Origin of the sequence: Pseudomonas sp. MF6394, assembly GCF_002018845.1 — a bacterium.
GTDB classification, from domain to species: domain Bacteria; phylum Pseudomonadota; class Gammaproteobacteria; order Pseudomonadales; family Pseudomonadaceae; genus Aquipseudomonas; species Aquipseudomonas lactis.
The window spans coordinates 1-22,360 of the sequence record NZ_MVOJ01000044.1 but is presented as its reverse complement, the minus strand read 5'-3'; the positions used below and the strand labels follow the sequence as shown (position 1 = coordinate 22,360).

The 22,360-nt window shown below is 59.6% G+C and carries 19 protein-coding genes; 6 read left to right on the top strand and 13 right to left on the bottom strand.

Going from position 1 to position 22,360, the window contains the following annotated elements:
- Nucleotides 1-130: 130 nt before the first annotated feature.
- The 5 genes from MF6394_RS30070 to MF6394_RS30050 form a co-directional block, all read right to left on the bottom strand.
- Entirely contained in the window at nucleotides 131-1,663 is a 1,533-nt protein-coding gene (locus MF6394_RS30070) for an FGGY-family carbohydrate kinase (protein ID WP_078468129.1), read from the bottom strand.
- Nucleotide 1,664: 1 nt separating this feature from the next.
- Nucleotides 1,665-2,744 carry an erythritol/L-threitol dehydrogenase gene (locus MF6394_RS30065; RefSeq protein ID WP_003192355.1) on the bottom strand — a complete coding sequence of 360 codons (1,080 nt, stop codon included), beginning with the start codon at nucleotides 2,742-2,744 and terminating at the stop codon, nucleotides 1,665-1,667.
- A gap of 26 nt (nucleotides 2,745-2,770) precedes the next feature.
- Nucleotides 2,771-3,763 carry an ABC transporter permease gene (locus tag MF6394_RS30060; protein ID WP_044269175.1) on the bottom strand — a complete coding sequence of 331 codons (993 nt, stop codon included), beginning with the start codon at nucleotides 3,761-3,763 and terminating at the stop codon, nucleotides 2,771-2,773.
- On the bottom strand, nucleotides 3,729-5,237 hold the full coding sequence (locus tag MF6394_RS30055) for a sugar ABC transporter ATP-binding protein (RefSeq protein WP_047711228.1): 1,509 nt from the start codon (nucleotides 5,235-5,237) through the stop codon (nucleotides 3,729-3,731). The genes MF6394_RS30060 and MF6394_RS30055 overlap by 35 nt, the downstream gene beginning before the upstream one ends.
- A gap of 63 nt (nucleotides 5,238-5,300) precedes the next feature.
- On the bottom strand, nucleotides 5,301-6,224 hold the full coding sequence (locus tag MF6394_RS30050) for a substrate-binding domain-containing protein (RefSeq protein WP_032896420.1): 924 nt from the start codon (nucleotides 6,222-6,224) through the stop codon (nucleotides 5,301-5,303).
- A gap of 270 nt (nucleotides 6,225-6,494) precedes the next feature.
- Here MF6394_RS30050 and MF6394_RS30045 point away from each other — a divergent pair, with 270 nt between their 5' ends.
- Nucleotides 6,495-7,196 (top strand): sterol desaturase family protein, encoded by a 702-nt coding sequence (locus MF6394_RS30045; protein WP_078468128.1) that lies wholly within the window; start codon nucleotides 6,495-6,497, stop codon nucleotides 7,194-7,196.
- Between the two features lie 5 nt (nucleotides 7,197-7,201).
- Here the strand turns inward: MF6394_RS30045 and MF6394_RS30040 are convergent, their stop codons facing one another.
- The 6 genes from MF6394_RS30040 to MF6394_RS30015 all read right to left on the bottom strand — a co-directional run bounded on the left by MF6394_RS30040 (nucleotide 7,202) and on the right by MF6394_RS30015 (nucleotide 14,480).
- A complete protein-coding gene (locus MF6394_RS30040; protein WP_047711230.1) occupies nucleotides 7,202-8,650 on the bottom strand; it encodes a hypothetical protein in 1,449 nt (482 codons plus the stop codon).
- Between the two features lie 151 nt (nucleotides 8,651-8,801).
- Nucleotides 8,802-9,158, bottom strand: a complete 357-nt coding sequence (locus MF6394_RS30035) for a hypothetical protein (protein WP_047711231.1) — start codon at nucleotides 9,156-9,158, stop codon at nucleotides 8,802-8,804.
- 2 nt (nucleotides 9,159-9,160) lie between these two features.
- Nucleotides 9,161-10,153: a hypothetical protein gene (locus tag MF6394_RS30030; protein ID WP_078468127.1), complete on the bottom strand. Its 993-nt coding sequence runs from the start codon at nucleotides 10,151-10,153 to the stop codon at nucleotides 9,161-9,163.
- 140 nt (nucleotides 10,154-10,293) lie between these two features.
- Nucleotides 10,294-11,358 carry a lipocalin-like domain-containing protein gene (locus MF6394_RS30025; protein WP_078468126.1) on the bottom strand — a complete coding sequence of 355 codons (1,065 nt, stop codon included), beginning with the start codon at nucleotides 11,356-11,358 and terminating at the stop codon, nucleotides 10,294-10,296.
- Nucleotides 11,348-13,810: an ABC transporter permease gene (locus MF6394_RS30020; RefSeq protein WP_078468125.1), complete on the bottom strand. Its 2,463-nt coding sequence runs from the start codon at nucleotides 13,808-13,810 to the stop codon at nucleotides 11,348-11,350. Before MF6394_RS30020 ends, MF6394_RS30025 begins: the two co-directional genes overlap by 11 nt.
- A gap of 1 nt (nucleotide 13,811) precedes the next feature.
- Nucleotides 13,812-14,480 (bottom strand): ABC transporter ATP-binding protein, encoded by a 669-nt coding sequence (locus MF6394_RS30015; RefSeq protein WP_020301318.1) that lies wholly within the window; start codon nucleotides 14,478-14,480, stop codon nucleotides 13,812-13,814.
- Between the two features lie 274 nt (nucleotides 14,481-14,754).
- On the opposite strand from MF6394_RS30015, the gene MF6394_RS30010 reads away from it, so the two are divergent.
- From MF6394_RS30010 to MF6394_RS29995, 4 genes are all read left to right on the top strand, one after another.
- Nucleotides 14,755-15,435, top strand: coding sequence for a histidine phosphatase family protein (locus tag MF6394_RS30010; protein WP_078468124.1), 681 nt, complete (start codon nucleotides 14,755-14,757; stop codon nucleotides 15,433-15,435).
- Between the two features lie 181 nt (nucleotides 15,436-15,616).
- Complete coding sequence (gene arnT / locus MF6394_RS30005) at nucleotides 15,617-17,272, top strand: lipid IV(A) 4-amino-4-deoxy-L-arabinosyltransferase (protein WP_078468123.1); 1,656 nt, start codon at nucleotides 15,617-15,619, stop codon at nucleotides 17,270-17,272.
- Between the two features lie 28 nt (nucleotides 17,273-17,300).
- Nucleotides 17,301-18,818 (top strand): ArnT family glycosyltransferase, encoded by a 1,518-nt coding sequence (locus MF6394_RS30000; protein WP_078468122.1) that lies wholly within the window; start codon nucleotides 17,301-17,303, stop codon nucleotides 18,816-18,818.
- 336 nt (nucleotides 18,819-19,154) lie between these two features.
- Nucleotides 19,155-19,463, top strand: coding sequence for a DUF6124 family protein (locus MF6394_RS29995; protein WP_014719058.1), 309 nt, complete (start codon nucleotides 19,155-19,157; stop codon nucleotides 19,461-19,463).
- Nucleotides 19,464-19,748: 285 nt separating this feature from the next.
- On the opposite strand, the gene MF6394_RS29990 is transcribed toward MF6394_RS29995, so the two are convergent.
- Both MF6394_RS29990 and MF6394_RS29985 read right to left on the bottom strand, forming a co-directional pair.
- On the bottom strand, nucleotides 19,749-20,462 hold the full coding sequence (locus MF6394_RS29990; protein WP_078468121.1) for an AAA family ATPase: 714 nt from the start codon (nucleotides 20,460-20,462) through the stop codon (nucleotides 19,749-19,751).
- On the bottom strand, nucleotides 20,462-21,205 hold the full coding sequence (locus MF6394_RS29985; RefSeq protein WP_078468120.1) for an ABC transporter permease: 744 nt from the start codon (nucleotides 21,203-21,205) through the stop codon (nucleotides 20,462-20,464). Before MF6394_RS29985 ends, MF6394_RS29990 begins: the two co-directional genes overlap by 1 nt.
- A gap of 380 nt (nucleotides 21,206-21,585) precedes the next feature.
- Here MF6394_RS29985 and MF6394_RS29980 point away from each other — a divergent pair, with 380 nt between their 5' ends.
- Nucleotides 21,586-21,864, top strand: coding sequence for a hypothetical protein (locus MF6394_RS29980; protein WP_078468137.1), 279 nt, complete (start codon nucleotides 21,586-21,588; stop codon nucleotides 21,862-21,864).
- Nucleotides 21,865-22,360: the final 496 nt, after the last annotated feature.

Sequence of the window (22,360 nt, the reverse complement as noted above, 5' to 3'; positions counted from 1 at the left end):
ACTCGAGAACAATGAAGACCTCCTGTGGGAGCGGGCTTGCTCGCGAATGCGGTGGTTCAGCCATGTATGTAGTGACTGGCATACCGCATTCGCGGGCAAGCCCGCTCCCACATGTTTGGACAGTGTTGAATCAGGTGGTTTGCAGGTTGTGCATGACCGGTTTCAGGGCCGGATACAGCTTCAGGTACTCGGCAAACGCCCGGTCATAGGTCATGACATTCTCCCGCTTGGGCTGTGCTCGCAATTGCAACTGCACCCAGCCGGTGTCCATCGCCTCATCACTCACCAGTCCCACCGTATGCGCCGCCAACAACGCTGCGCCCAGGGCCGCTTCTACCTCCTGCACGATGGTGTACACCGGGTAGCGTGTGACATCGGCGATGATCTGCATCCACAGGTCCGAATGGCTCGCTCCACCCACCACGATCAGGCGCGGGTCCAGGGAATGCGCGCCCTGGGTGCCCGCTTCGATATTGTGGCGCAGGGCAAAACTTACGCCCTCCAGCACCGCGCGGTACAGGTGAAAGCGGCTGTGGTACAGGTTGAGCCCGACAAAACTGCCGCTGGCGCGGTCATCCCACACCGGGCTGCGTTCGCCCATCAGGTAAGGCAAAAACACCACGCCTTCGCTGCCCGCCGGAATCTTCATCGCGCTCTGCTCCAGCAGCGCCAGGCTGTCTTGCCCGGTGACCTGGGCCTGCTGTTCTTCGGCCTGGCAGAACTGCTCGCGAAACCAGCTCACCGAGGCTCCGGCGGTGATCGCACCGCCGAAGATGTACAGGTCGCGGTGGCCGTTGTAGACATGGGGCATGCTCACCAAACCGTGGCGTGCATCCACCCGCTGGTTCAGGTAGCCCCAGCACATGCTGGTGCCGATCATCGCCACATGATTGCCCGGCTGGGTGACACCCGCCGCCAGGGTCGCCATGGCCGCGTCCACGCCCCCAGCGAGGATCGGCGTGCCCGCCTGCAAGCCCAGGCGTGCGGCCCAGTCTGCAAGCAAACCACCCACCACCTCGCCGGAATACAGCAACCGCTCGGGCATCATCGACTGCTCGATACCCAGCGCATCCAGCATCTCGCCTGACCAGTTGCGCGCCGCCACGTTATAGACACCGCCGATATTCCCGGCACTGCTGTGGTCCACCGCCAACTCGCCGGTCAGGCACCAGTTGATGTAGCTGTTGGGCGGCAGCAGGTAACGGGTATTCGCCCACACCTGGGGCTGGTGCTGCTTGAGCCAGAGCATCTTGGTGAAGCCGTAGTAGCTGTCCACCGAGTTGCCGGTGATGGCGAACAAGCGCTCCAGGTCCACCTGTTCGCGCACCCAGGCCACCTGCTCGCCGGCGCGCCGGTCCATCCAGATCAGGCACGGGTGCAACGGCGTCATCTGTGCATCCACGGCAATGCCCGAACCGCCGTACAAACTGCTGATGCACAGCGCCTTGACCTGCGGCGCCGGCACCCCGGCCTTGGCCATGCACTGGGCCACGCAGGTTTGGACGGCATCCAGCCACACCTGCGGCCACTGCTCGGCCCAGCGCACTTTCGGGGTGTCCACCCGATAGCCGTGGCTGTGTTGGGCGATGATCGTGCCCTGGGCATCCACCAGCAGCGCTTTGGTGCTCTGGGTGCCAATGTCTACACCGATGACGTAGTCCATCTCAGAGCACCGGCTTCAACAGCACCTTGATCGACTTGGTCGAATTGGCCAGTTCAAACGCCTCGGCCCAGTCGTCCAGCGGGAAGTCATGGGTGACGATGCCTTGGGAGGTGACCAGGCCGCGCTCAAACAGGTCGATGGCGATCGGGTAGCAATACGGCCCCAGGTGCGCGCCGCGTACGTCCAGCTCCTTGCGGTCACCGATGATCGACCAGTCCACGCTGGTCTCGGCACCAAACACGCTGAACTCGACAAAGCGCCCGAGCTTGCGGATCAGGTCCAGGCCCTGGGTGACGCCGGCCGGTACGCCAGTGGTTTCGATATAGACGTCGCAGCCGTAATTCTCCGTGAGGCCGTTGATGATCTCGCGAGCGTTGTCACGGGCCGGGTTGATCACCACATCGGCGCCGAACTTTTTCGCCAGCTCCAGGCGTTCATCGACCATGTCGATCACCACCAACTTCTTCGGGGTCTTCAGCGCAGCGACCTGGACCATGCACAGGCCCAGGGTACCCGCGCCGGCAATCACCACCACGTCGTCGAGCTGGATATCGCCACGGTTGACGGTGTGGATCGAGCAGGCCATTGGCTCCACCAGCGCCGAGTCTTCCAGGGACACCGACTCGGGAATCTTGTGCACGATGGCGGTCTTGGGAATGCGCATGTACTGGGCCATGCCGCCTTCGGCCACTTCGCGCTGGAAGCCGAAGATGTTGTGCACTTCGCACATCCAGTACTTGCCCGATTTGCAGAAGCGGCACTTGCCACACGGTACGATCTGTTCGGCGATGACCTTGTCACCCACCTTGACCTCAAAGTGCTCCTCGGCGCCCTCGCCGGCTTCGACCACGTAGCCGAAAAATTCGTGGCCCGGTACCACGGGTGCCTTGACCCAGGGGTTGTCGCCGCCCCAGAACATCGCCGCGCCCGAGTGGCACTTGCAGTCACTGGCGCAGATGCCGCAGGCGGCGATGCGGATCACCAGTTCATTGGCACGCGCCTGGGGTTTGCCGATGCGCTCCAGGCGGTAGTCTTTCGGGCCGTGGCAGACGACGGCTTGCATGTGAGTGTGCTTGTCCATGGTGTTCGGTCCTGTGTGGTGAGGTATTAACGATGGCGCTGACGGCTGATGAAAATCGCCAGCAAAATGATCCCGCCCTTGATCACGCTCTGCACGTAGGGCGACACGCCAAGCATGTTCAAACCGTTGTTCAATACGCCCAGCAGCATGGCGCCGAGCAAGGTGCCGATGATCACCCCGCGCCCGCCGGCAATCGACGCGCCACCCAGTACCACGGCGGCAATCGCATCCAGCTCGAACGACACGCCGGCATTTGGCTGGCCGCTCATCAGGCGCGAGGTAAGCACCAGCCCGGCAATCGCGGCGGTGAAGCCGCTGATGCCGTACACCAGCAGCTTGAAGCGCGCCGCACGCACCCCGGACAAGCGCACCGCTTCTTCATTGCCGCCGATGGCGTAGATGTAACGGCCGATACGGGTGTGCTGCAGCAGCACATAGGCCGCCAGGTAAGTGATCAGCATGATCAGGATCGGCACCTGCAGGCCAAACACACTGGCGCGACCGAAGAACGCGAACCACTCTGGCAACCCGGAAATCGGGTAGCCGTCGGTGTACATCAGCCCGAACCCGCGGGCGATACCCATGGTCGCCAGGGTAACGATGATCGGCGGCATGTGCAGGTACGCCACGAACAGCCCGTTACCGATGCCGAAGGCCACGCCCACCAGCAGCCCGACGCCAATCGCCAGGCCCGGCGGCAACCCGGCGACCATCAGCCCGGCGGTCAAGGTGCCGGACAACGCCATCACCGGCCCCACCGACAAGTCGATCCCGCCGGTGAGAATCACGCAGGTCATGCCCACCGCGATGATTGCGTTGATCGACACCTGGCGAGCGATGTTGGAGAGGTTGCTGGCGGTGAGGAAGGTGTCGCTGGCGAGGATCATCACCAGGGTCACCACCACCAGCCCGACAAAGGGATAAAACGCGGGCGAACGCAGCAGCCGCGCCAGGTTCAGGCGCCACCGGCCGGTGTTCGCGGTGTTAATGGACGTATTCACTTGAGCCCCCTGTTGCATGGCGCATGACCTCCTGAGGATTGACGGCGGACGCTTCCAGTACTTTGACGATGGCGCCCTTGTGGAACACGGCGACGCGGTCGCACATGCCGATGACTTCGGGCAGCTCGGAGGAAATCATGATGATCGCGTAGCCTTGTTCGGTGAGGCTGCGCATCAACGCGTAGATCTGCGCCTTGGCACCGACGTCGATGCCGCGTGTGGGTTCGTCGAACACCAGCACGTCGCAGTGGTGGTTGATCCAGCGGGCGATCACGACTTTTTGCTGGTTGCCGCCGCTGAGGTTCACCACAAGGCTTTCGCCGCTGGGCGCCTTGATCGACAGCTGGCGCATCAGCGCGTCGACACTGGCGCATTCCTTGGCCTTGTCGATCAGGCCCGAGGCGTTCTGATATTTGGGCAAATTGTTCAGCGAGATATTTTCGCGAATGCTGAAGGCGGTGATCAGCCCTTCGCTCTTACGGCTTTCCGGCAGCAGGCCAATGCCGTGGGCCAGGGCTTGGGCCGGGTCGTCGAGGCTGACTTTTTCCCCGCGCAGCCACACGTCTTTGCTCACTGTGGGCAGCGCGCCCATCATGCCCAGGGCCAGCTCGGTGCGGCCCGAACCCACCAGGCCGGCGAAGCCGAGGATCTCGCCTTTGTGCAAATTGAAACGGTTGCGGGGGCCATTGCGCACCAACTGGATGTCCTTGACCTCTAACAGCAAGGGGCCGGGTTCGCTGCTGGGCTTAGGTGGAAAACTGCATTCCAGGCGGCGGCCAACCATCATCTCGACCAGGTGATCAATATCGCTGTCGGCCACATCGGTAACGCCTGCGTTGCCGCCGTCGCGCAGCACACTGATGCGGTCGCAGACTTGGAAAATCTCTTCCAGGTGATGCGAGATAAAAATCACCGCCACGCCCTGGCGCTTGAGTTCGCGCATGATCTCGAACAGCAACTCGGCTTCACTGGGTGTCAGCGTCGCGGTCGGCTCATCGAGCACCAGCAGGCGTGCATCCAGGGCCAGGGCCTTGGCGATTTCGACAAACTGCTGCTCGGCCACGCTCAGGTGCTTGACCGCGCAGTGCAGATCGATACTGACCCCGAGGCGCTCGAACAACGCCTGCGCGGCCTCGGCCATTTCGCGCTTGCGCAACAGGCCGAAGCGGTTGCTCAGCTCATGGCCGAGGAAGATATTTTCTACCGCCGTGAGGTAGGGAATCAGGCTGAATTCCTGGAATACGATGCCAATCCCGGCGGCAATCGCATCCCGATAGGTCGCAAATTTCCGGGCCTGCCCGTCGATAAGAATCTGCCCTTCGTCCTGATGTTCGACACCGCCCAAAATCTTCATCAGGGTGGATTTGCCCGCGCCATTTTCCCCGAGCAACGCGTGGATTTCGCCGCGCTCCACTTGCAGGTTGATGGCCTTGAGGGCCTGTACCCCCGGGTAACGCTTACAGATGTTTTCCAGCTTCAGAAGACTGCTCATACCGCCGACCTCGCACTCAGAAGGAAGACCTGGGCCCCACGCATTGCGTGAGGCCTGGGGGATTTACCAGCTGAAGTCCTTGGCCTTGGCCTGATCGATCAAAGTGATGTCCACCGGCACGCTGGCCGGTACTTGGGCGCCCCACTTCTTGGCCAGGGCAATGCCCAGGGCGAGGCGGATCTGGTCACGGGGATATTGAGCCGAGGTGGCGATGAAATGGCTGCCGGGTTTCTGGATCGCCTTGATCGCTTCCGGCGCGCCGTCGACGCTGACCAGCTTCACGTCCATGCCGCTGGCTTCGATGGCCGAGAGTGCGCCAAGGGAGCCATTGTCATTCACGCTGAAAATGCCCTTGAGGGTGGGCTGGGCCTGCAACATGTTTTCGGTGACAGTCAGGGCCTGGTCACGCTCCTGCTTGCCGTTCTGGATGCTGACAATCTTGATATCCGGGTGCTTGGCCACCGCCTCTTTGCAGCCACGTACACGTTCGAGGATCGGCACCACGGCGATGCCGTCAAGGATGGCGATATTGCCTTTGTCACCGATGGTTTTAGCCAGGTACTCACAGGCCTGGAAGCCGGCGTCGAAGTTCTTCGAGCCGACGAACGAATCCAGCGGGCCATCTGCCTGGGCATCCACCGCCACCACTACGACGCCGGCAGCATGGGCCGACTTGACGGCCGATTGCACGCCGACCGAATCAGTAGGGTTGATCAGCAGGATGTCGATGCCCTTTTGCAGCATGTCCTCGACATCACTGACCTGCTTGGACACGTCGTGGCGGGCGTCGGTGATGATCAGCTTGGCACCGATGGTGGCGCCGGCTTCTTCCAGGGCGTTTTTCATGGTGACGAAATAGGGGTTGTTGATTTCCTGGAACGAGGCGCCGATGCGGATGGGCTTGGCAGCGTCGGCAAACGCGGGGCTCGCGCTGCCCAGGGTGATGCTGGCAGCCAGTAAACACAGGGTTTTTGGGAGCATTTTCATGGCGTGGGTCTCTGTTTTGTTTTTATTTTTAGAGCAAATGTTATCGTTAACATTTTGTCAGAAACTAACAAGTAATTCAGACCTGTGCAAGCCTCCACTGGTCGGTCTCGGGCAAAAACGTAGGAGCGAGCTTGCTCGCGAAAAACTCACAGGCGCCGCGTTTATTCAGGAAGCCCGCGTTATCGTTGATATTTTTCGCGAGCAAGCTCGCTCCTACAGAGGATGGCAACTACGCTCAGCCTCAAATAAAAACACAGCGAACAGCCGGCCATGCCCCACCCAACCGAGACTTTCCGCGCCCGTTATCGCGCAAGCGTCAACCCGCATTACAACCCCTGCCTGCACGCCGCATTCGTGCTTGGCTACGGCATCTTCTGCATCACGCTGGCCTGGTCCTCCACGGCTGATATCACCGCCCTGCAGTGGTTGACCGTGCCCCTGACCCTGCTGTTCTTCAACCTATGCATCTACCTTGTGCACCGCCACCTGGGCCATCACAAACATGCATTCGCCCGGCTGTTCTATGCACGCCACACCGGCGATCACCATAGTTTCTTCACCCCTGATCACATGACCTACGACAGCCCCCGGGACTGGCGCGTCATCCTGTTTCCGGCCTGGCTGATCGTGCTGCACAGCCTGGCCATCACCCTCCCCGCCTGGTGGCTGCTCAGCCAACTGAGCGCCAACGTTGCCGGGTTGTTTGCCGGGTGCATGATCCTCGGTTACCTGCTCTACGAAGTGTTTCATGCCTGCGAACATCTGCCTGCCGAACACCCTGTGGCGCGCCTGCCTTGGATTCGCCAGATGCACCACCTGCACGCCTTGCATCACCGTCGTGAGCTGATGCAGGGGCGCAATTTCAATATCGTGCTGCCGTTGATGGACTATCTGTTTGGCACCTTGTATTGGGAGCCCACGGAAAAAAAAAGGGGCAGTCCAACTGGACTGCCCCCCGCTTCACACACATAGATCAATCAGCGCACGATGGTCTGGCTGCAGATGTGGCCGAGGCTGACGTATTGGACGTTATTGCCACCCACGCCCACATTAGGGAACTCCCTGAGCTCGATGCGCCAGCCGCCCTGGTTGAACCAGGTTTCCCAGTTATAGGTCTGGCCCGAGGCGCTGTCCGGGTACCGCACTTTGTAGTCGCCAGAGCAGGTGCCCAGCGCGACATTCCCCGAGGCTGCACCGGTGATGCCGGTCTTGGCCTCATAGTCGACCCAGTTGTAAGTGCCGCCAAAATGCTTGTCGACCCGCAGCACAGGAGTGACGCCGCGCAGGGGTTCGCCCGTGCTGTCTGACCACTGGGTGCTCCAGCTCAGATTGCGGGCCACCTGGGTGGTCAGTTGGAAGATCGAGCTGGGGATGCGCACCACGTTATCGCCGTTCACATTGTGCTGGTTCAGGCGTGGCGCGGAGCCGAGGGTCAGCTTGTATTGAGCCTGAGGGTTCAATGCCACCGCGGGGTTGGCCCGTACACGCACCTTGACCGTGTAGCCTGGCGTCAGGTTGGGATAGGTGGAGGTGGAGCCCTGCGGGACTTCCACCCACTGGGTGCCATCGAACCGTTCGAAGATCCACTGATTACGCGTGCCCGCACCGTCATCGCCCAGGAACATGCCCACACCTTGGCCACGCAACGAGACGAAGGAGAAGTAATCCACATCATTGACGCTGTCGAGGTTACCGGTCACCTGGTTCAAGGCATCCGGCAGCGCGAACGCGGTTTGCTCGGTGTCGTTAGGCTCGTAGGCATCCACATTGCTGTCCACCGCCACACCAAAACTGAACTGCGAGTTGCTCGCGGCATTGGCCACCATGAACCAGTAGTAGTCACCGGCCGGCAACACGCCGTTGAGGTATTCATCGGCACTGCCGGGGTTATCCGAGGTGCCCAATGGCGTCAGGTTGCCTTGGCCGTCGTCATGGAACAGCGTCAACGACATATCCGTGCCGGCACTCTGGTTCAGCAGCTGTACCTGGATTCGCGCGTTTTTCGGCAGGTTGAAGTGGTAAGCGATTTGCGCGCCGGTCTCCACACCGGTGAGGGTGTAAAGGGTATTGATATCCAGGGTGGGAAACAACGGCGTGAAGGCTGCAACCGCTGCCTGTTTCATGTGCGCCGAGTCAGGTTTTTCCAGCTGGCCAACCGGGGAGTCAATCGCCACATTACCGACGGCCGCCTTGCTTTTTTTGACGACGTTGGACTGCCCGGCCTTGGCAGCATTGAGCTTTTGCTTGAGCTCGCCCGAGACGCTGGCCTTTTCCAGCGTGCCGCCAGGTTTCAATGCTTTGTCCACGGCCTGCTTGACCGCCTGCGCGCTGAGTTTTGCCGGGTTTTGCTCGGCCAGGGCAAAGGCCGAAACGAAGCAAGAGGCCGCCATGGCCGCGCCCAGAATGAAGGCTTTTTTCGATTTCATTTTTTATCCATCCATAGTTAAAAAATTGAAGCTCAGGTAACCGGTGACATCCGGTCACCTGGGATGGACTGTAGGACAAGACTGTATGTATGTACAGTATTTTTTAAAAAATGTGAGCCCTGAAATTCAGGTTCAGGAAGCAAGAGCACCTCTAAAGCCAGGTACACCAATAGCCCCAACTGATCGCCCAAATCATCGCGAGCCGATAGGGCCATACAGCCCAACGCTTGAGCGCTGGCGGAATGACGGCTAACTCTGCCTCGGTCATGTAACCTTCTTTGACGGAGCGTTCTGGCGCGCGGAGGATATCAATCATGAGACACATGCGATGAAACCTGACGAACCGCTGGTTTCGTCCCCAGCGTTGCTGATATTTACGCACCTGCACGTTTTCAATGAAGTAACCTTCCAACGCCTCGAGTTTTGTTCGTTCGACAAAAAGTATCAGTCCTAAAACCACAAACGTCCCGATGATCATCACAGCGGTATAGGCGACAAAAAAATCCACGCTTAAGCCCCCTCTGGCTGGAATATCAAATCACCGTTGTGCTCTACAATTTTTCCGCCGAGAAACGCCCCGCCATCCCCGCCCTTCTTACCGCCTATATACCCTGCCGTCGCCCCTCCAATTATTCCGCAGGTCAGAGCACCGGATCCTCTCGTGGCGACACCCAGGAAAATGTGGCATGCCCGGCGTGTTAATTCAGCCCCGATTACCCCTGCGCCAGCCGCCCCTGCCACACCCCCCACCAACCTCCCAGTCTCCACATACTTCGCTCTGTTGCATTGCGTCTCCCTTCCCACCACACACGCCTCCTTGATTTCCAAACCCGCCACGCCTACATCCAACGCCAACCCCAGATATGTTCCTTGCTTTAACCATTTCGACATCTGCGTAATCGTTTGAACTCGCTGCGCATACCCCACAATTTCGCCTTGATGTAGATAGCTTTTGGTCGAGATCCCGAGCGCTCCCTTCAGCGGTTGATTGCCACGCAACCCCGAGCCAAATCGTGCAGCCCCTTGCAGTTGCATATCCAAAACGCCAAACATCCTTTGACGCTGTCGTATAAACGACTCTTTGTCCAAACCACCGTCCTTCAATTGGCGATGCAGTTGCTCGATTTCCATCAAAGTCTGTGCAACCGCCTGCAGGTGCCGGCTCCAAGCCGACGTCGCACTGCCGATGCCTATCGAGCCATACCCCAGAATGCTCTGCGCCAAATCGTAATTTGCGTTTCCTGCTCTATCGAGCGGCACGCTCTGGTCCAGTTGGCGACTAATCTCTTCAGCGTGGCGCATCAACCAGGCCTCTTCGATTGAGCAATAGGCACTGGACATCTCTGGAACGATCACCAACTCACCCGGCCTCACCATTCCTTGGCGCAGGTGTTTATTCAGCACATCAAAATGATCTGGGCCCGGCAACAAGCCTGCGTGCCATAGCTGTGATTTCAAAAATGAGTAGGGTGTAGCCTGTTGATTGATGTAGCCGTACGCCATGTCCTGGGTTCCGATACCGAGAGAGATGGCATCGAAATATAAGCAAGCGCCTACAGCCCGGACACAAGCAGGCGGGGGTCAAAAAGTACGTTTGGGAAGTTGCCTACACAGTAAAAGATGAACGCCTACAGAAAGCGCCCCTAATACCCCGTCATCTCCAAATACCCCACCCCACCCTCAAACCGCACTGGCCCTTCCCAGTACGGAATACCCAGGTCCATCCATGCCTTGGGGTTGACGGCTTCGGTGGTGATATCCAGCTGTTTACCGGGAATTTTCAGCGACCAGCGTGTGGGAATGTTGCGCCCGTCGATGGCCGTGGTGGTCAGCGGTGTGAGTTGGATATCGCTGTTGTGCAAGGTCTGGGTGTGGCCCTGGGCGTCGATCCAGGTGCCGGTGAGGTAACCGTCGCTGTCTTTCTCACGCACGCGAAACAGCATCAGTTGCGCGCCGCGGTCCAGGTGCAGGGAGAACCAGTCCCAGCCGGTCTGGCTGGCGGCCAGGGGTTGGCTGCTCCATTCGCGGTCGAGCCAGGCTGGGCCGCTGACCTGGTAGGTGTGGCCGTCGAGGCTGACGCTGCCGCTGGCGGTGAAAAACGGTTGGCTGTAGTAGTACGACGCCTGGCCCTGGTCGGATTTGCGGCTGTAGCCGCCATCGCCTTGCAGCACCAATGGACGGCTGGAGGTGAGGTGCAGGTCGTAGGCAAATTGCGCGCCGCTGGCCTTGAGTTGCATGTCGGCCAGGGGGCTGGCGGCGCCGGGGTAGGTGGCGAAGGTCCAGTCGTCGATCCAGGCGTTGAATGGCTCCGCCTGAGCCCCAGCCTGGCCGACGCCACCCCGAGCCAGGCGTTCGGCGGCGTAGTGGCGGGTGGCCGAGGTGACGGCGGCGTGGCCGAGCCACACGGTTGAATCGCGCCAGCCCGGTTGGACGGAGCCGGCCTTCAATGCGTTGCGAAACAGCGTCCATTGCACGCCGAAGACATTGCCTTGGGCATCCTTGAGGTTGGCGGTGACGTACCACCATTCGATACGAAAGCCGTCATGGGGCCCGTGGTCCTCGGGAAAGCTGAAGACTTTGCCGGGCACCACCTGGGCAAAGTCCGCCGCATCGCTGCCCAGCCCGGCGAAACTGTCCTCGGGTGCGGGCGCCTGGTCGCACCCGCTCAACAGTAACCAGGCGATGCACGCCACTGCCTTAATCTTCATGGGCGAACGTCCTCAACAAATCCGCCGGGCGGCTGCGGTACAACTGCCATAACGGCCAGGCCGACGCGAGCAAGGTCGCGAGCATCGCCAGCCCCAGTAATTGCGCAAGCTGGCCGGGGAAGACCTGCAGCGGCAGGCGCCAGCCGAAGGCCTGCACGTTGATCACCGCATCCAGGCACCACGCCAGCAACAGCCCCAGCGGCAACGCCAGGATCAACGTGAGTACCGCCAGCAGCCAGGTCTGGCCGAGGTTGAGCAGCATCAACTGTCGGCGCGTCACGCCCAGCGCCCACAACGGCGCGAGCTGGCCGAGGCGGCTTTGGCTCTGGGTCAGCAGGCTGATGAACAACGCCACCCCAGCGACGCCAAGGGTCAGGCTGTTCAACGCCGCAGTGGCGGCGAAGGTGCGTTCGAAGACCTGGCTGGACCAGCCCTTGAGTTGCTGTTGATCGACGATGCGGCTGTCTTCCAGGGCGAACTCACGCTGCACTTCACGGATCAGCGGCGGCACGTCGGCGGGGGCCACCCGCAGGTTGAAGCGTGCCGGTGAGAGCGTCGGCCAATGCGCCAACAGGTGCTGGGCATTGACCAGCAGGTGGCCCTTGGGGTTGCCGTAGTCGGCGTAGATGCCGACGATCTTCGGCGCCCAGCTGCCCTGTGGGGTGGGGATGGAAACCGTATCGCCCAGTTGCACCTTCAGGCGTCGCGCCAGTTGTTCGCTGAGCATCAGGCTGTCGTCTTGCAGCAAGCGGTCCCAGGGCGCGTCCGCCGCCTCCAGCAGCGGCCAGTGTTGACGATAAGTGGGGTTGTCGACCACGCCGAACACCTCCGCGGGCCAGCCTTGCAGTTGCACCGACACCTGCCAGGCGGGCAATACGGCCTGCACCAAGGGCTGGCGGGTCAACCATGCATTGAGTTGCTCGGCCTGCTGGGGATTTTGCGGGTTGAGGTACAGCTCGGCGGTGAGGCGTTGCTCCAGCCAATGGGTGAAGGTCTGGCGAAAGCCCGAGGTCATGGAACCGGCACCGATATTCGCCGCCAGGGCCAACAGCAACGCCATCAGCGCCAGGCTCAAGGCCGGCAGTTGTTGGCGGCAATCGGCCAGGAACCACTGGCCCAGCACCGAGCGACTGCGCCCCAGCACCGCTTTCAATAACCCGTTGAGCAGCACCGGTAACGCCAACGCCGCGCCCAACAGCAAGGCCGCCATCAGCACAAACCCGGCGGCCAGGCTATCGCCCAGCCACAGTGCCAGCAACGCGATCAGCAAGGCGGCGGATGCCACCCAGCCCTGGCGCCGTAGCCAGCGCCCATGGGCTTGATGCCAGGCCTGGGCGTTGGCCAGTGCCAGTAACGGCAAACGCGCCGCGCGCCACAGGCTGCTGGCCCCGGCGAGCAAAGCGCCCAGCAGGCTCACGCCCAGGCCGGCCAGCCACCACCAGGGGCTCAAATTCAATTGGCCGGCAACTTCGGCGCCGTACAGGCCGCGCAAACTGGCGGCGACATCCGGCAGTAACAGGCTGGCCAGCAAGTAACCGCTGGCGATACCGAGCACACCGCTCAACACAGCCAAAGCGCCCAATTCGAGGCCCAGGCTCAGGATCAACATGCGTGCGCTGACTCCACAGGCGCGCAAGGTTCGCAGCAGGCCACGGCGCTGTTCCAGGGCCAGGCCGATGGCCGCATGCACGATAAACAGCCCCACCACAAAGGATAAAAACCCCACCGCATCCAGGTTCAGGTGAAAGCTTTCGGTCAGGCGTGACAGGTTGCTGTCCTCGCCCTGCTTGAGTTGCAACGCGGCGGGTGGCGTGGGGTGGCGGGCGGCGAACGTGTTGTCCACCAGTAAGCGCGACAGGCGCCCGGGCATGTTGAGCAGGGGTTGGGCAAAACTGATATCGGTCAACAGCAGGCCGGGGGCCATATCGGCCTGTACCTGCAACGGTGGCAGGCGTTGCCCGGTGGACGTCAGCGGCTGCTCGCCCGCCTGCAACCCCAGCGTCTCTAACGTTTGCGCAGCGACCCAGGTACGCCCCGGCGGCTCGAAAAACGCCAGCATCTGCGCCTGGCTCAAGCGTTGCCCCGCCACGCTGCCACTGCCGGGCAACGACACCGGGTCAATGCCCATCAATTGCAGGCGCTGCTGCTCGTGGCCTTGAAGCTCAACCCGGCCCTGCACCACCGGGGAGACCGGCCAGCCGGCGCGGCGCAGCTCGGCAAACAGTGCCTGGGGGAAACTGGCGGCGTCCGGCGCAACCAGGCTGGCTTGGGGTTCGCCACCGATCAATTGGCTGGCGCGTGCGTAGCTGTCCCGCGCCTGGCTGTTGAGGGCCTGCACGCCGGTGAGGAGCGCGGTGGCCAGCCACAGGCCGGTGAGCACGCTGAAAAACTGCACCGGATGGCGCCGCCAGTGGCTCAGCAACGCGCGCAGCGTCCAGTAAAACAGTGCCATCTCAGCGAGCGTCCATCGGCACGACACGGCCACGGTGCAGCACCACTTGCCGGTCAAGCCGTGCGGCCAGGCGCGGGCTGTGGGTGACCATCAACAGGCTGGTGGGGCTGTCACGCAGCAGGTCCAACAACAGTTGCAGCACTTCATCGCTGGTGGCTTCGTCGAGGTTGCCGGTGGGTTCGTCAGCCAGCAACAAACCCGGTCGCGAGGCCAGCGCCCGCCCCACGGCAACCCGTTGCTGCTGGCCACCGGAGAGTTGTTCGGGGTAACGCCGCAGCAAGTCGCCCAGCCCCAGGCGCTCCACCAATTGCGCTTGCCAGTGCGGATCAAAACGCCCCGCCAGCCGCGCCTGGAACGCCAGGTTGTCTTCCACGCGCAAGCTGCCGATCAGGTTGAACTGTTGGAAGACCAAGCCGATTTGCGTACGGCGCCAATGGGCCAGTTGCCCTTCGTTGAGTTGGTCAAGGCGCTGCTCGCCGATGCGGATGCTGCCGGCGTCCACTCGGTCCAACCCAGCCACCAGGTGCAGCAAGGTGCTTTTGCCACTGCCCGATTCGCCCATCAGCGCCAGGCTGCTGCGTTCACCCAGGTGCAGGTCGACGCCAGCCAGAACGGTCAGCGGGCCTTGCGGGGTCGCGTAGTTTTTAACAACACCTTGCACCTGCAACATAAGAACGCTCATCTGAAGGACCAGCAATGAGAATAACGGCTGACGCTCGTGCCTACGCAAATTTTTCACATGGATTTCACCGTCTGCCCATCCACCGAACTTTAAAGTGCCCGCCAACTCGTGGTGACTCACAACTTATTAGTTAATCCAAGTGACACTCTTAACATGCACGTGTTCAGCAAAAAGACAGCGGTGCTGTGACAGTCTCCTGCCTCACCAAGGGCAACTGCCCAATCGTGCAGCCTTTTTATAAACACAATAAACAGTGCCGAGGATGAACCGCGTGGCAGACATGATCCTGGCCAATCCCCAACCCAAAAGGTCAAGGTTAAAACGCCTGAGAAAATACCGCCTGCACCTGCTTGGCATCAGCGTTACCGCCTTGTTGTTGACGGTTTTTTTATTCTGGCCCAGCTCGCCCCTGGACCTGGGCGTGGGCAATCGCCTGGTGACCTCCGGGGTGCTCGCCAGTTGGCGTGAGGGTGAGCTGGTGGTGCTGGTGCGCCATGAGGAGCGCTGCGACCGCTCGGCCAACCCCTGCTTCGGCCCTACCGATGGCCTGACCATCAACGGCACTGAACGCGCCGTTGAACTGGGCAAAGCCTTTGATTCATTGGGCATGGCTCTGACCGACGTGCTCAGCAGCCCCACCACGCGAACCGCCCAGACGTCACTGTTCATGTTCGGCAAGACCGAGCTGTCCCCCGGCCCGCTGGCCATCTGCGGCGACGCCATGGGCGATGAAATCCTCGGCCACAAACAGCCGGGACGCAACCTGATGCTGATCACCCACAGCGCCTGCATGAGCGACTTCCAGACCAGCCTGGGCTTCCCCCACGCAGCCGCCGCCGAGTACGGCAGCGCACTGTTCGTCAAGGTGCTGCCCAACGGCACCTTCAAGGCCATGGGCACCATGAACAGCGAAGAGTGGACCGCCGCACTCAAACAACTTTAATTACACTTGTTTACATATTAAGCCACAACGTGTTCAGCAAAACGACAGCCCTGTTCTGGCATGTTTAGTCGCGCCTATTAGTTATGTTTTCCTACAACTACTTAGTGACCCTTACGATGCTTCACCCTATTAAGTTAATACCGCCATTGCCCGTACTTGAACGTTATGGAGCGATGTGCGCATGCGCCGCGTAAACCCTCTGGCCTGGCTATTGCTGGGCGTTGCCGTGTTCATCTTGTTGCCCCTGGGCTTTCACGGTTTATGGACGCCAGACGAAACCCGCTACGCCCAGGTCAGCCAGGAAATGCTGATGAGCGGCAACTGGGTGGCGCCGCACTTCATGGGCGTGCGTTATTTCGAGAAGCCCGCCGCCGGCTATTGGCTCATCGCCCTCGGCCAGGCGGTGTTCGGTGAAAACCTGTTCGGTGTGCGCATCGCCTCGGTCCTGAGCACAGTCCTGAGCGTGGTGCTGGCCTACCTGCTCGCCCGGCACGTGTGGAATGACCCACGCAAGAGCTTTGCCTGCGCCCTGCTCTACCTGAGTTTTGGCCTGGTGGCCGGGCAAGCCGGGTATGCCAACCTCGACCCGCAATTCACCCTGTGGGTGAACCTGAGCCTGGTGGCGTTATGGTTTGCCCTAGACTGCCGCACGCAACACGAACGCCTGGGTGCCTGGGCAGTGTTGGGCGTGGCCTGCGCCATGGGGTTCATGACCAAGGGCTTCCTGGCCTGGCTGCTGCCGGTCTTGATCGCCGTGCCCTACCTGGTGTGGCAGCGGCGCGTCGGTGAGTTGATGCGCTACGGGCCGTTGGCGGTGCTGGTCGCCGTGCTCGTATGCCTGCCCTGGGCCCTGGCCATCCACTTGCGCGAACCGGATTACTGGCATTTCTTTTTCTGGCATGAGCACATCCGCCGCTTTGCCGCCGACGATGCACAGCATGCACGGCCGGTGTGGTTCTTCCTGCCGATCATGGTGGTGGCGTGCCTGCCGTGGGCGGCCTTGTTACCTGGCACCCTGCTCAAGACCTGGCAGGAGAAGCGCCAACCGGCGATTGCCTATCTCGCCCTGTGGTTGCTACTGCCCCTGGGCTTTTTCAGCCTGAGCAAAGGCAAGTTGCCGACCTACATCATGCCGTGCCTGTTGCCCCTGGCGTTGTTGATGGGCCACGGCTTGATCGACCTGATCAAGCAAGGCAAGGCGCGCCCACTGGTCATCAACGGCGCGCTCAATTTCGTGCTCGGCATGACGGCCATGGTGGCGCTGATTTACCTGCAAATCACCCGCCCGCTGTACGGCAATAGCCACGCAGAGATGTTCAACCTGTCGCTGACGTTTATCGTGCTGCTGGGCTGGATCCTCGCCAACCTGCTGCAAGCGGTGCGCCCGTTGACGTTGTGGGCGATGCCCGCCCTGGGCATTGGCTTGCTGGTTGCCCTGCTACCGGCGGGCATGCCGGCCCTGATCGAAGATAACGAAATGCCCGACCAATTCGTGCAGGAGCATCTGGACGAACTGCAACCTGTCCGTGCTTTGCTGAGCAATGACCTGGGCCTGGCATCGGCCTTGACCTGGCGCCTGCGCCGGCCCGACGTGGTGTTTTATAACACCCAGGGCGAGCTGCGCTATGGCTTGAACTACCAAGACGCGGCACAGCGCAAAGTCACGCCGGACAGCGTCCAGGCCTGGTTGGCCGAGGCCCGCCAGCAGGGCTCGGTTGGCGTGCTGATGCAGGTCAAGAGCACCAGCGAACACCGCGAAGAAGGGCAATTGCCTCCCGGTGGAAAACGTTATCGCAAGGGCGACCTGGTGCTGACGATTTACCCCCAACACCCTTGAATGCAGTGCCTGCCACAGGGAACATCCCATGAGTTTCTGGAAAACCGAACGCGGCGCCCTGGTGTTACTGCTGGGCACCTCGGCCTTGCTGCTCTTGCTGGGCCTGGGCAGCCGCGACCTGTGGGGGCCGGAAACGCGCTGGGCGAATATCGCCTTGCAGATGCTGCAAAGCGGTGATTACTTCGACCCGTATCTCAAAGGCACGCCGTATTACGACAAACCCCTGCCCTCCTATTGGCTGATCACCGGATTTGCCCACCTGCTGGGCGGCCTCGGCCCCTGGTCGCTGCGCCTGTCATCGGTGCTTGCCGCGTGGTTGAGCATCTGGCTGGTGTACCTGATCGGTGAACGCCTGTTTCGCAAAGGCACCGGGCTGATCGCCGGGTGGATGCTCGCCACCACGTTCTACTTCCTGTTCTGGGCCCGCGTGGCCACCGCCGATGTCCTCACCGTGTGCGGCGTGCTGGCAGCGGTGTGGTGGTATTGGCGCGGGCCGGATGACACGCGGCTGGGGCGCTATACGGTGTTTTTCCTGTTGCTGGCCGCCACCTCGCTGTTCAAGGGTTTGATCGGTGTGGTGCTGCCGGGCCTGGTGCTGTTGCCACACCTGCTCAGCGAACACCGCTACAAACGCCACCTCAACCTGCGCCTGGCGCTGGCCTTGCTCATCGCAGGCATCGTGTATGCGATCCCCTTTGTGCTGTCCCATCGCTACGGCGCCCCCACTTACGGCGAGAGCGGCCTGGAGTTGGTGTTCCGGGAAAACGTGGTGCGCTTCTTCGACCCCTTCGACCATATGGGGCCGATCTACACCTACCTGATCTACCTGCCGGCCTACACCCTGCCCTGGGCACCCTGCTGGTTACTCGGCCTGTGGCTGGCCGTGCGCAACTGGCGCAAGGCGCCGCCCAACGTACGCTGGCTGGTGTGGGGCCTGGGCCTGTTGTTTATATTCTTCACCGCCAGCGGCAGCCGCCGCAGCTACTACGTGTTGCCACTGGTGCCCTTTGCCCAACTGCTCGGCGCCTGGTGGCTGAGTGAACGCCTGCACAAAAAACCTTCGAGCTGGCCGCGCTGGCAAACAGGCTTTGGCCTCAGCGCAGGCCTGCTCTTGCTGGTGCTGGGCGTGATCTACCCCTGGACCAACGGCAACGGCGGCGTCACCCGCTTCGCCACCGACCTGCAAGCCCAGGCTGAGAAAAGTGCGCCCTGGAACCAATGGCAAGTGGTGCTGGTGGAGGTCGACAACAAACTGCCCATGTACCTGCAAAACCACGGCAAGCCCTTCTACTACGTCAGCGCAGCCCAGGACTTCCCGCGCCAAGGCAACAGCGCCGCGTTCATGGCCTGGCTGGAAAAAACCAGCGGCCAGGGCTTTGATCCGCAACGCACGATAATCGTCGCGCAGTATTCCAAGGAAGAGCCGACACCGTTGGCGTTTCTGGGGGAGGATCATCAGGTGGTGACGACCCAGCCGGATAATGGGGAGCGGTTGTTCAAGGCGCGTGAGGGTGGGAGTGTGGCGTTTGTTCCGGGGAGGCGCTGAGGCACTGTGTTTGCTGGCCTTTTGTCATGGTTTGTAAAGGGCCAGCAAGCCGTATCCCTTTAAATTGCAGGACGTTTCCGAGACAATCCCCGCCGCCTTGTGCCGGTTGGAATCGGTGGCTAGTCTGCGGTCTGTCACTGCTCATCAGTGATCGGGTTTAGTCGCTCGTATCTTCCAACACGGCATGGTCTCCATGAGTTTTATGGTGGCTGTGCGTAGGGCACCTTCGGGTGCGCCGGATGTTTCGTGTTGGGCCGGTCGACTAACCTGCGTACAGCCGCCACCCTCGTTTAGTCGCGACGGGTGTCGTCTCCTAATCCAACGCGGAGCTACACCATGAATAAAGTCCTACCCGATCCACCCCTCGATCCTGCAAAAGACCGTGCCGCCTTTAACCGCGCCATCGACCATTACCTGCCAAGCCAGGGTTTCCACAACGTCAACGACGACCTGAGTTTTGAAGATGCTTTGCTCTACACCGCCAGCTTGCTCGACAGCGCTTCGGCAACGGCGCTCGATTGTGGCGAGCTGCTGGATAACCCAGGGCGGGCGAAGATTCTGGCGGTGTGGCATTTGTTGGAGATTGCCAAGACGACGGTAGATCGCTCTATTGAGTGCGTGAAGCCTTTGAAGCCAACAACTTAAAATGTAAAAGCGGGCTTAGCCCCATTTTGTAGGAGCGAGCTTGCTCGCGAAAAACCTCAACGATAACGCGCGCCTCCTGAATAAACGCCGCGCCTGTGAGTTTTTCGCGAGCAAGCTCGCTCCTACAGTGGTATTGATGCAAATACCTTGGTAGTTCAGGCGAACCGAGTCGATGCCATCGAGGGCAAGCCAGTTCCCACATGGGTTCGCAGGGCATCAATCGAATCAATATCGCGGAGAAACCCGTTCCCATCCCGCAAGCGTTCAGACACAGCTACCAGCATCTCAAGTTCTGGGCAGACTCGCCGCGTGAATAAATGCCTCATCCAAAGTACTGCCGCCGTACCTGCTCAAAAATCCCTCGGCATTGGAAAACCGATTAAAGCGTTGTTGGCTTAGCATGTAAAAGTCATCGCAGTGAGTGACGATCTCGTCAATGTTATGCGACGACACGAGTATCGCCACACCTTCCGCCGCCGCGCCCTCCAGACACCGCCAAATGTGATACCGAAATTCCGGGTCAACCCCCGCAGTGGGCTCATCCAAAATCACAAGGTCAGCGTTAACGGACAATAACGACAAGGTGAAAAACCAACGCTTTTCGCCATAGCTGCAAAGGGATGATTTCTTCTTCCAGATTTCGCAATAGCGTTCAGCGATACCAGGGCTCCACTTTCCAATTTTTTCCAAGGCGTGCCGCTGGGTAACGCGCGTATCGGAGCAAAAAAGCATCATCATGTTAAAGACATCGAACATTCGAAATACGGGAGGCGTTGCGATGATCTGTGACAGGTAAAGTAGCTTGGAAAATGAATGTTGCACTTCACCGCCATTCAATTTCTTCAGGCCACAGATTACGTCAAAAAACGTAGTTTTTCCGGAACCATTAGGCCCCAACAAACCTGTCATTGTGCCGGCCTCGACTTCCAATGAGGCACTCTTGAATAAAATATGCTGACCGTACCTAACGTCCAGTGCATCCACGATTAGCCGTTTCATCAGTACCGACTCCAAACGGGGTTGATGAGTAAAAATCGGAACACAAACCACCCTGTGACAATGATCATTCCTAAAATCGACGCTACCAACATAGCGGACCCGGTCACCCCCACCAACATCAGGCGATTGGCCCACCCCATCGGATTAAAAAGATCGATTACGTTAAATAGTGAATACGAGGTGCTAAGGCTACCGATACCCAGCGCCAACATAGAGACTGATAATATGGAGAAAAGAGTATTAGTATTTTGAAACCCTATGGGCACCAGCGTCAGCAATAAGGATGGCGTAGAGAAAAGCAAAAAACACATATAGAAACGACCAACAATAACCAACCACTCTTCTAGGACCATCAAACCAAAATAGCCCCGCGTCAGCACATAAAACACCGAGCAATAAATCACCGACATAAATGAGTACGCTAAAACCTGCCCAGCGAGAAAGGTGATCTTGGTACGTTTTGTATACACAAAAGAACGCAAAAAGCCACTCTCTCTTCGCCCCACTATATAAAACGCCAAACCAAAAAGTGCCACGCTTGAAGAGATGAAAGCGTAAAACCATGAAGTGGCAGATGCGTAGTCACGAACCCGCTCTTCGCCAGAGTACTTGGCATACGTTATCAAGTAGAACGTTACTACTGGGGATATCACGATCCACAGAAGCGCAACCGGTTCCTTTAACTGTTCTTTGATCAAAAGTTTAGCCAGTAAGAAAGGCAGAGATAATAGATAAATACGCATAGCTCACCTCATGAAAACGATACCATTTCATCCAAGCGAAACGAAAACAAAGAAATGCAGACTGAAGTAACATCCATAATTTAGTAGACAAAGAGAAAGATGCAACAAAAATAATTTTCTACTGTAGGAATCAAGACACAACCGATTAGGAAATTTCACTCATTAAAATCAGAAAACCAATAACCTCCAAAAGGAAAAGTGAATAAATCAACTTTCACAGACCCAATTATTCTTTCACAAAATAACAGCTTAGAAATCATCAACCTCTAGACTCAACAAACATTTCTGGTGAGTTCTGCGTAGGAAATCGCGCAAAGCCCCAATAACAAGGATTGATAAATCCGACAAATGGTCCGCACCTAACCATGTCGAATTACACAATGAATAAAGTCCTACCCAATCCACCCCTCGATCCCGCAAACGACCGTGCCGCCTTTAACCGCGGCATCGACCATTACCTACCCAGCCAGGGTTTCCACAACGTCAACGACGACCTGAGTTTTGAAGATGCCTTGCTCTACACCGCCAGCTTGCTCGACAGCGCTTCGGCAACGGCGCTCGATTTCGGCGAGCTGTTGGATAGCCTGGGGTGGGCGAAGATTCTGGCGGTGTGGCATTTGTTGGAGATTGCCAAGACGACGGTAGATCGCTCTCTGTAGGAGCGAGCTTGCTCGCGAAAAACTCACAGGCGCGGCGTCTATTCAGGAGGCGCGCGTTATCGTTGAGGTTTTTCGCGAGCAAGCTCGCTCCTACAGTGGTATTGATGCAAATACCTTGGTAGTTCAGGCGAACCGAGTCGATGCCATCGCAGCATAGGTATCTACACAACTTTGTGGGCTGTAACAACGGACGGTAACCACGATGCGAAGCGAGCCGCTCTTGATCTTGCTCTGCTTGTGATCTTGATCTCAGGCGCCCCGTTAAACCACGCTGGCCGGAATTCGACAGGGATTTGGGGGGTAAACCGGCAGGGATGCCGGTTTAGCCGCCCCGCGCCATGGATGGCGCGTGGCGGCGGCCCCCCAAATCACTGGCGGATTACGGGCACACCGAGCCCAAGCGAGGTGCCGAGTGGTGGGGCAAGAGCCCTTTGGTTACTTTGGGGCTTTTCCAAAGTGACCCGCCGTCAGGGCGGAACCCTAGGTGGCCGTTACC

What these genes read in the sequence shown, in the direction of transcription:
- MF6394_RS30050 (WP_032896420.1), bottom strand. Translation starts at nt 6,224, where the DNA reads ATGAAAATGCTCCCAAAAACCCTGTGTTTACTGGCTGCCAGCATCACC.
- MF6394_RS29980 (WP_078468137.1), top strand. Translation starts at nt 21,586, where the DNA reads ATGAATAAAGTCCTACCCAATCCACCCCTCGATCCCGCAAACGACCGT.
- MF6394_RS30015 (WP_020301318.1), bottom strand. Translation starts at nt 14,480, where the DNA reads ATGTTGCAGGTGCAAGGTGTTGTTAAAAACTACGCGACCCCGCAAGGC.
- MF6394_RS29990 (WP_078468121.1), bottom strand. Translation starts at nt 20,462, where the DNA reads ATGAAACGGCTAATCGTGGATGCACTGGACGTTAGGTACGGTCAGCAT.
- MF6394_RS29985 (WP_078468120.1), bottom strand. Translation starts at nt 21,205, where the DNA reads ATGCGTATTTATCTATTATCTCTGCCTTTCTTACTGGCTAAACTTTTG.
- MF6394_RS29995 (WP_014719058.1), top strand. Translation starts at nt 19,155, where the DNA reads ATGAATAAAGTCCTACCCGATCCACCCCTCGATCCTGCAAAAGACCGT.
- MF6394_RS30010 (WP_078468124.1), top strand. Translation starts at nt 14,755, where the DNA reads ATGAACCGCGTGGCAGACATGATCCTGGCCAATCCCCAACCCAAAAGG.
- MF6394_RS30060 (WP_044269175.1), bottom strand. Translation starts at nt 3,763, where the DNA reads ATGCAACAGGGGGCTCAAGTGAATACGTCCATTAACACCGCGAACACC.
- MF6394_RS30030 (WP_078468127.1), bottom strand. Translation starts at nt 10,153, where the DNA reads ATGGCGTACGGCTACATCAATCAACAGGCTACACCCTACTCATTTTTG.
- MF6394_RS30000 (WP_078468122.1), top strand. Translation starts at nt 17,301, where the DNA reads ATGAGTTTCTGGAAAACCGAACGCGGCGCCCTGGTGTTACTGCTGGGC.
- MF6394_RS30045 (WP_078468128.1), top strand. Translation starts at nt 6,495, where the DNA reads ATGCCCCACCCAACCGAGACTTTCCGCGCCCGTTATCGCGCAAGCGTC.
- MF6394_RS30025 (WP_078468126.1), bottom strand. Translation starts at nt 11,358, where the DNA reads ATGAAGATTAAGGCAGTGGCGTGCATCGCCTGGTTACTGTTGAGCGGG.
- MF6394_RS30020 (WP_078468125.1), bottom strand. Translation starts at nt 13,810, where the DNA reads ATGGCACTGTTTTACTGGACGCTGCGCGCGTTGCTGAGCCACTGGCGG.
- MF6394_RS30040 (WP_047711230.1), bottom strand. Translation starts at nt 8,650, where the DNA reads ATGAAATCGAAAAAAGCCTTCATTCTGGGCGCGGCCATGGCGGCCTCT.
- MF6394_RS30070 (WP_078468129.1), bottom strand. Translation starts at nt 1,663, where the DNA reads ATGGACTACGTCATCGGTGTAGACATTGGCACCCAGAGCACCAAAGCG.
- MF6394_RS30055 (WP_047711228.1), bottom strand. Translation starts at nt 5,237, where the DNA reads ATGAGCAGTCTTCTGAAGCTGGAAAACATCTGTAAGCGTTACCCGGGG.
- MF6394_RS30065 (WP_003192355.1), bottom strand. Translation starts at nt 2,744, where the DNA reads ATGGACAAGCACACTCACATGCAAGCCGTCGTCTGCCACGGCCCGAAA.
- arnT (WP_078468123.1), top strand. Translation starts at nt 15,617, where the DNA reads ATGCGCCGCGTAAACCCTCTGGCCTGGCTATTGCTGGGCGTTGCCGTG.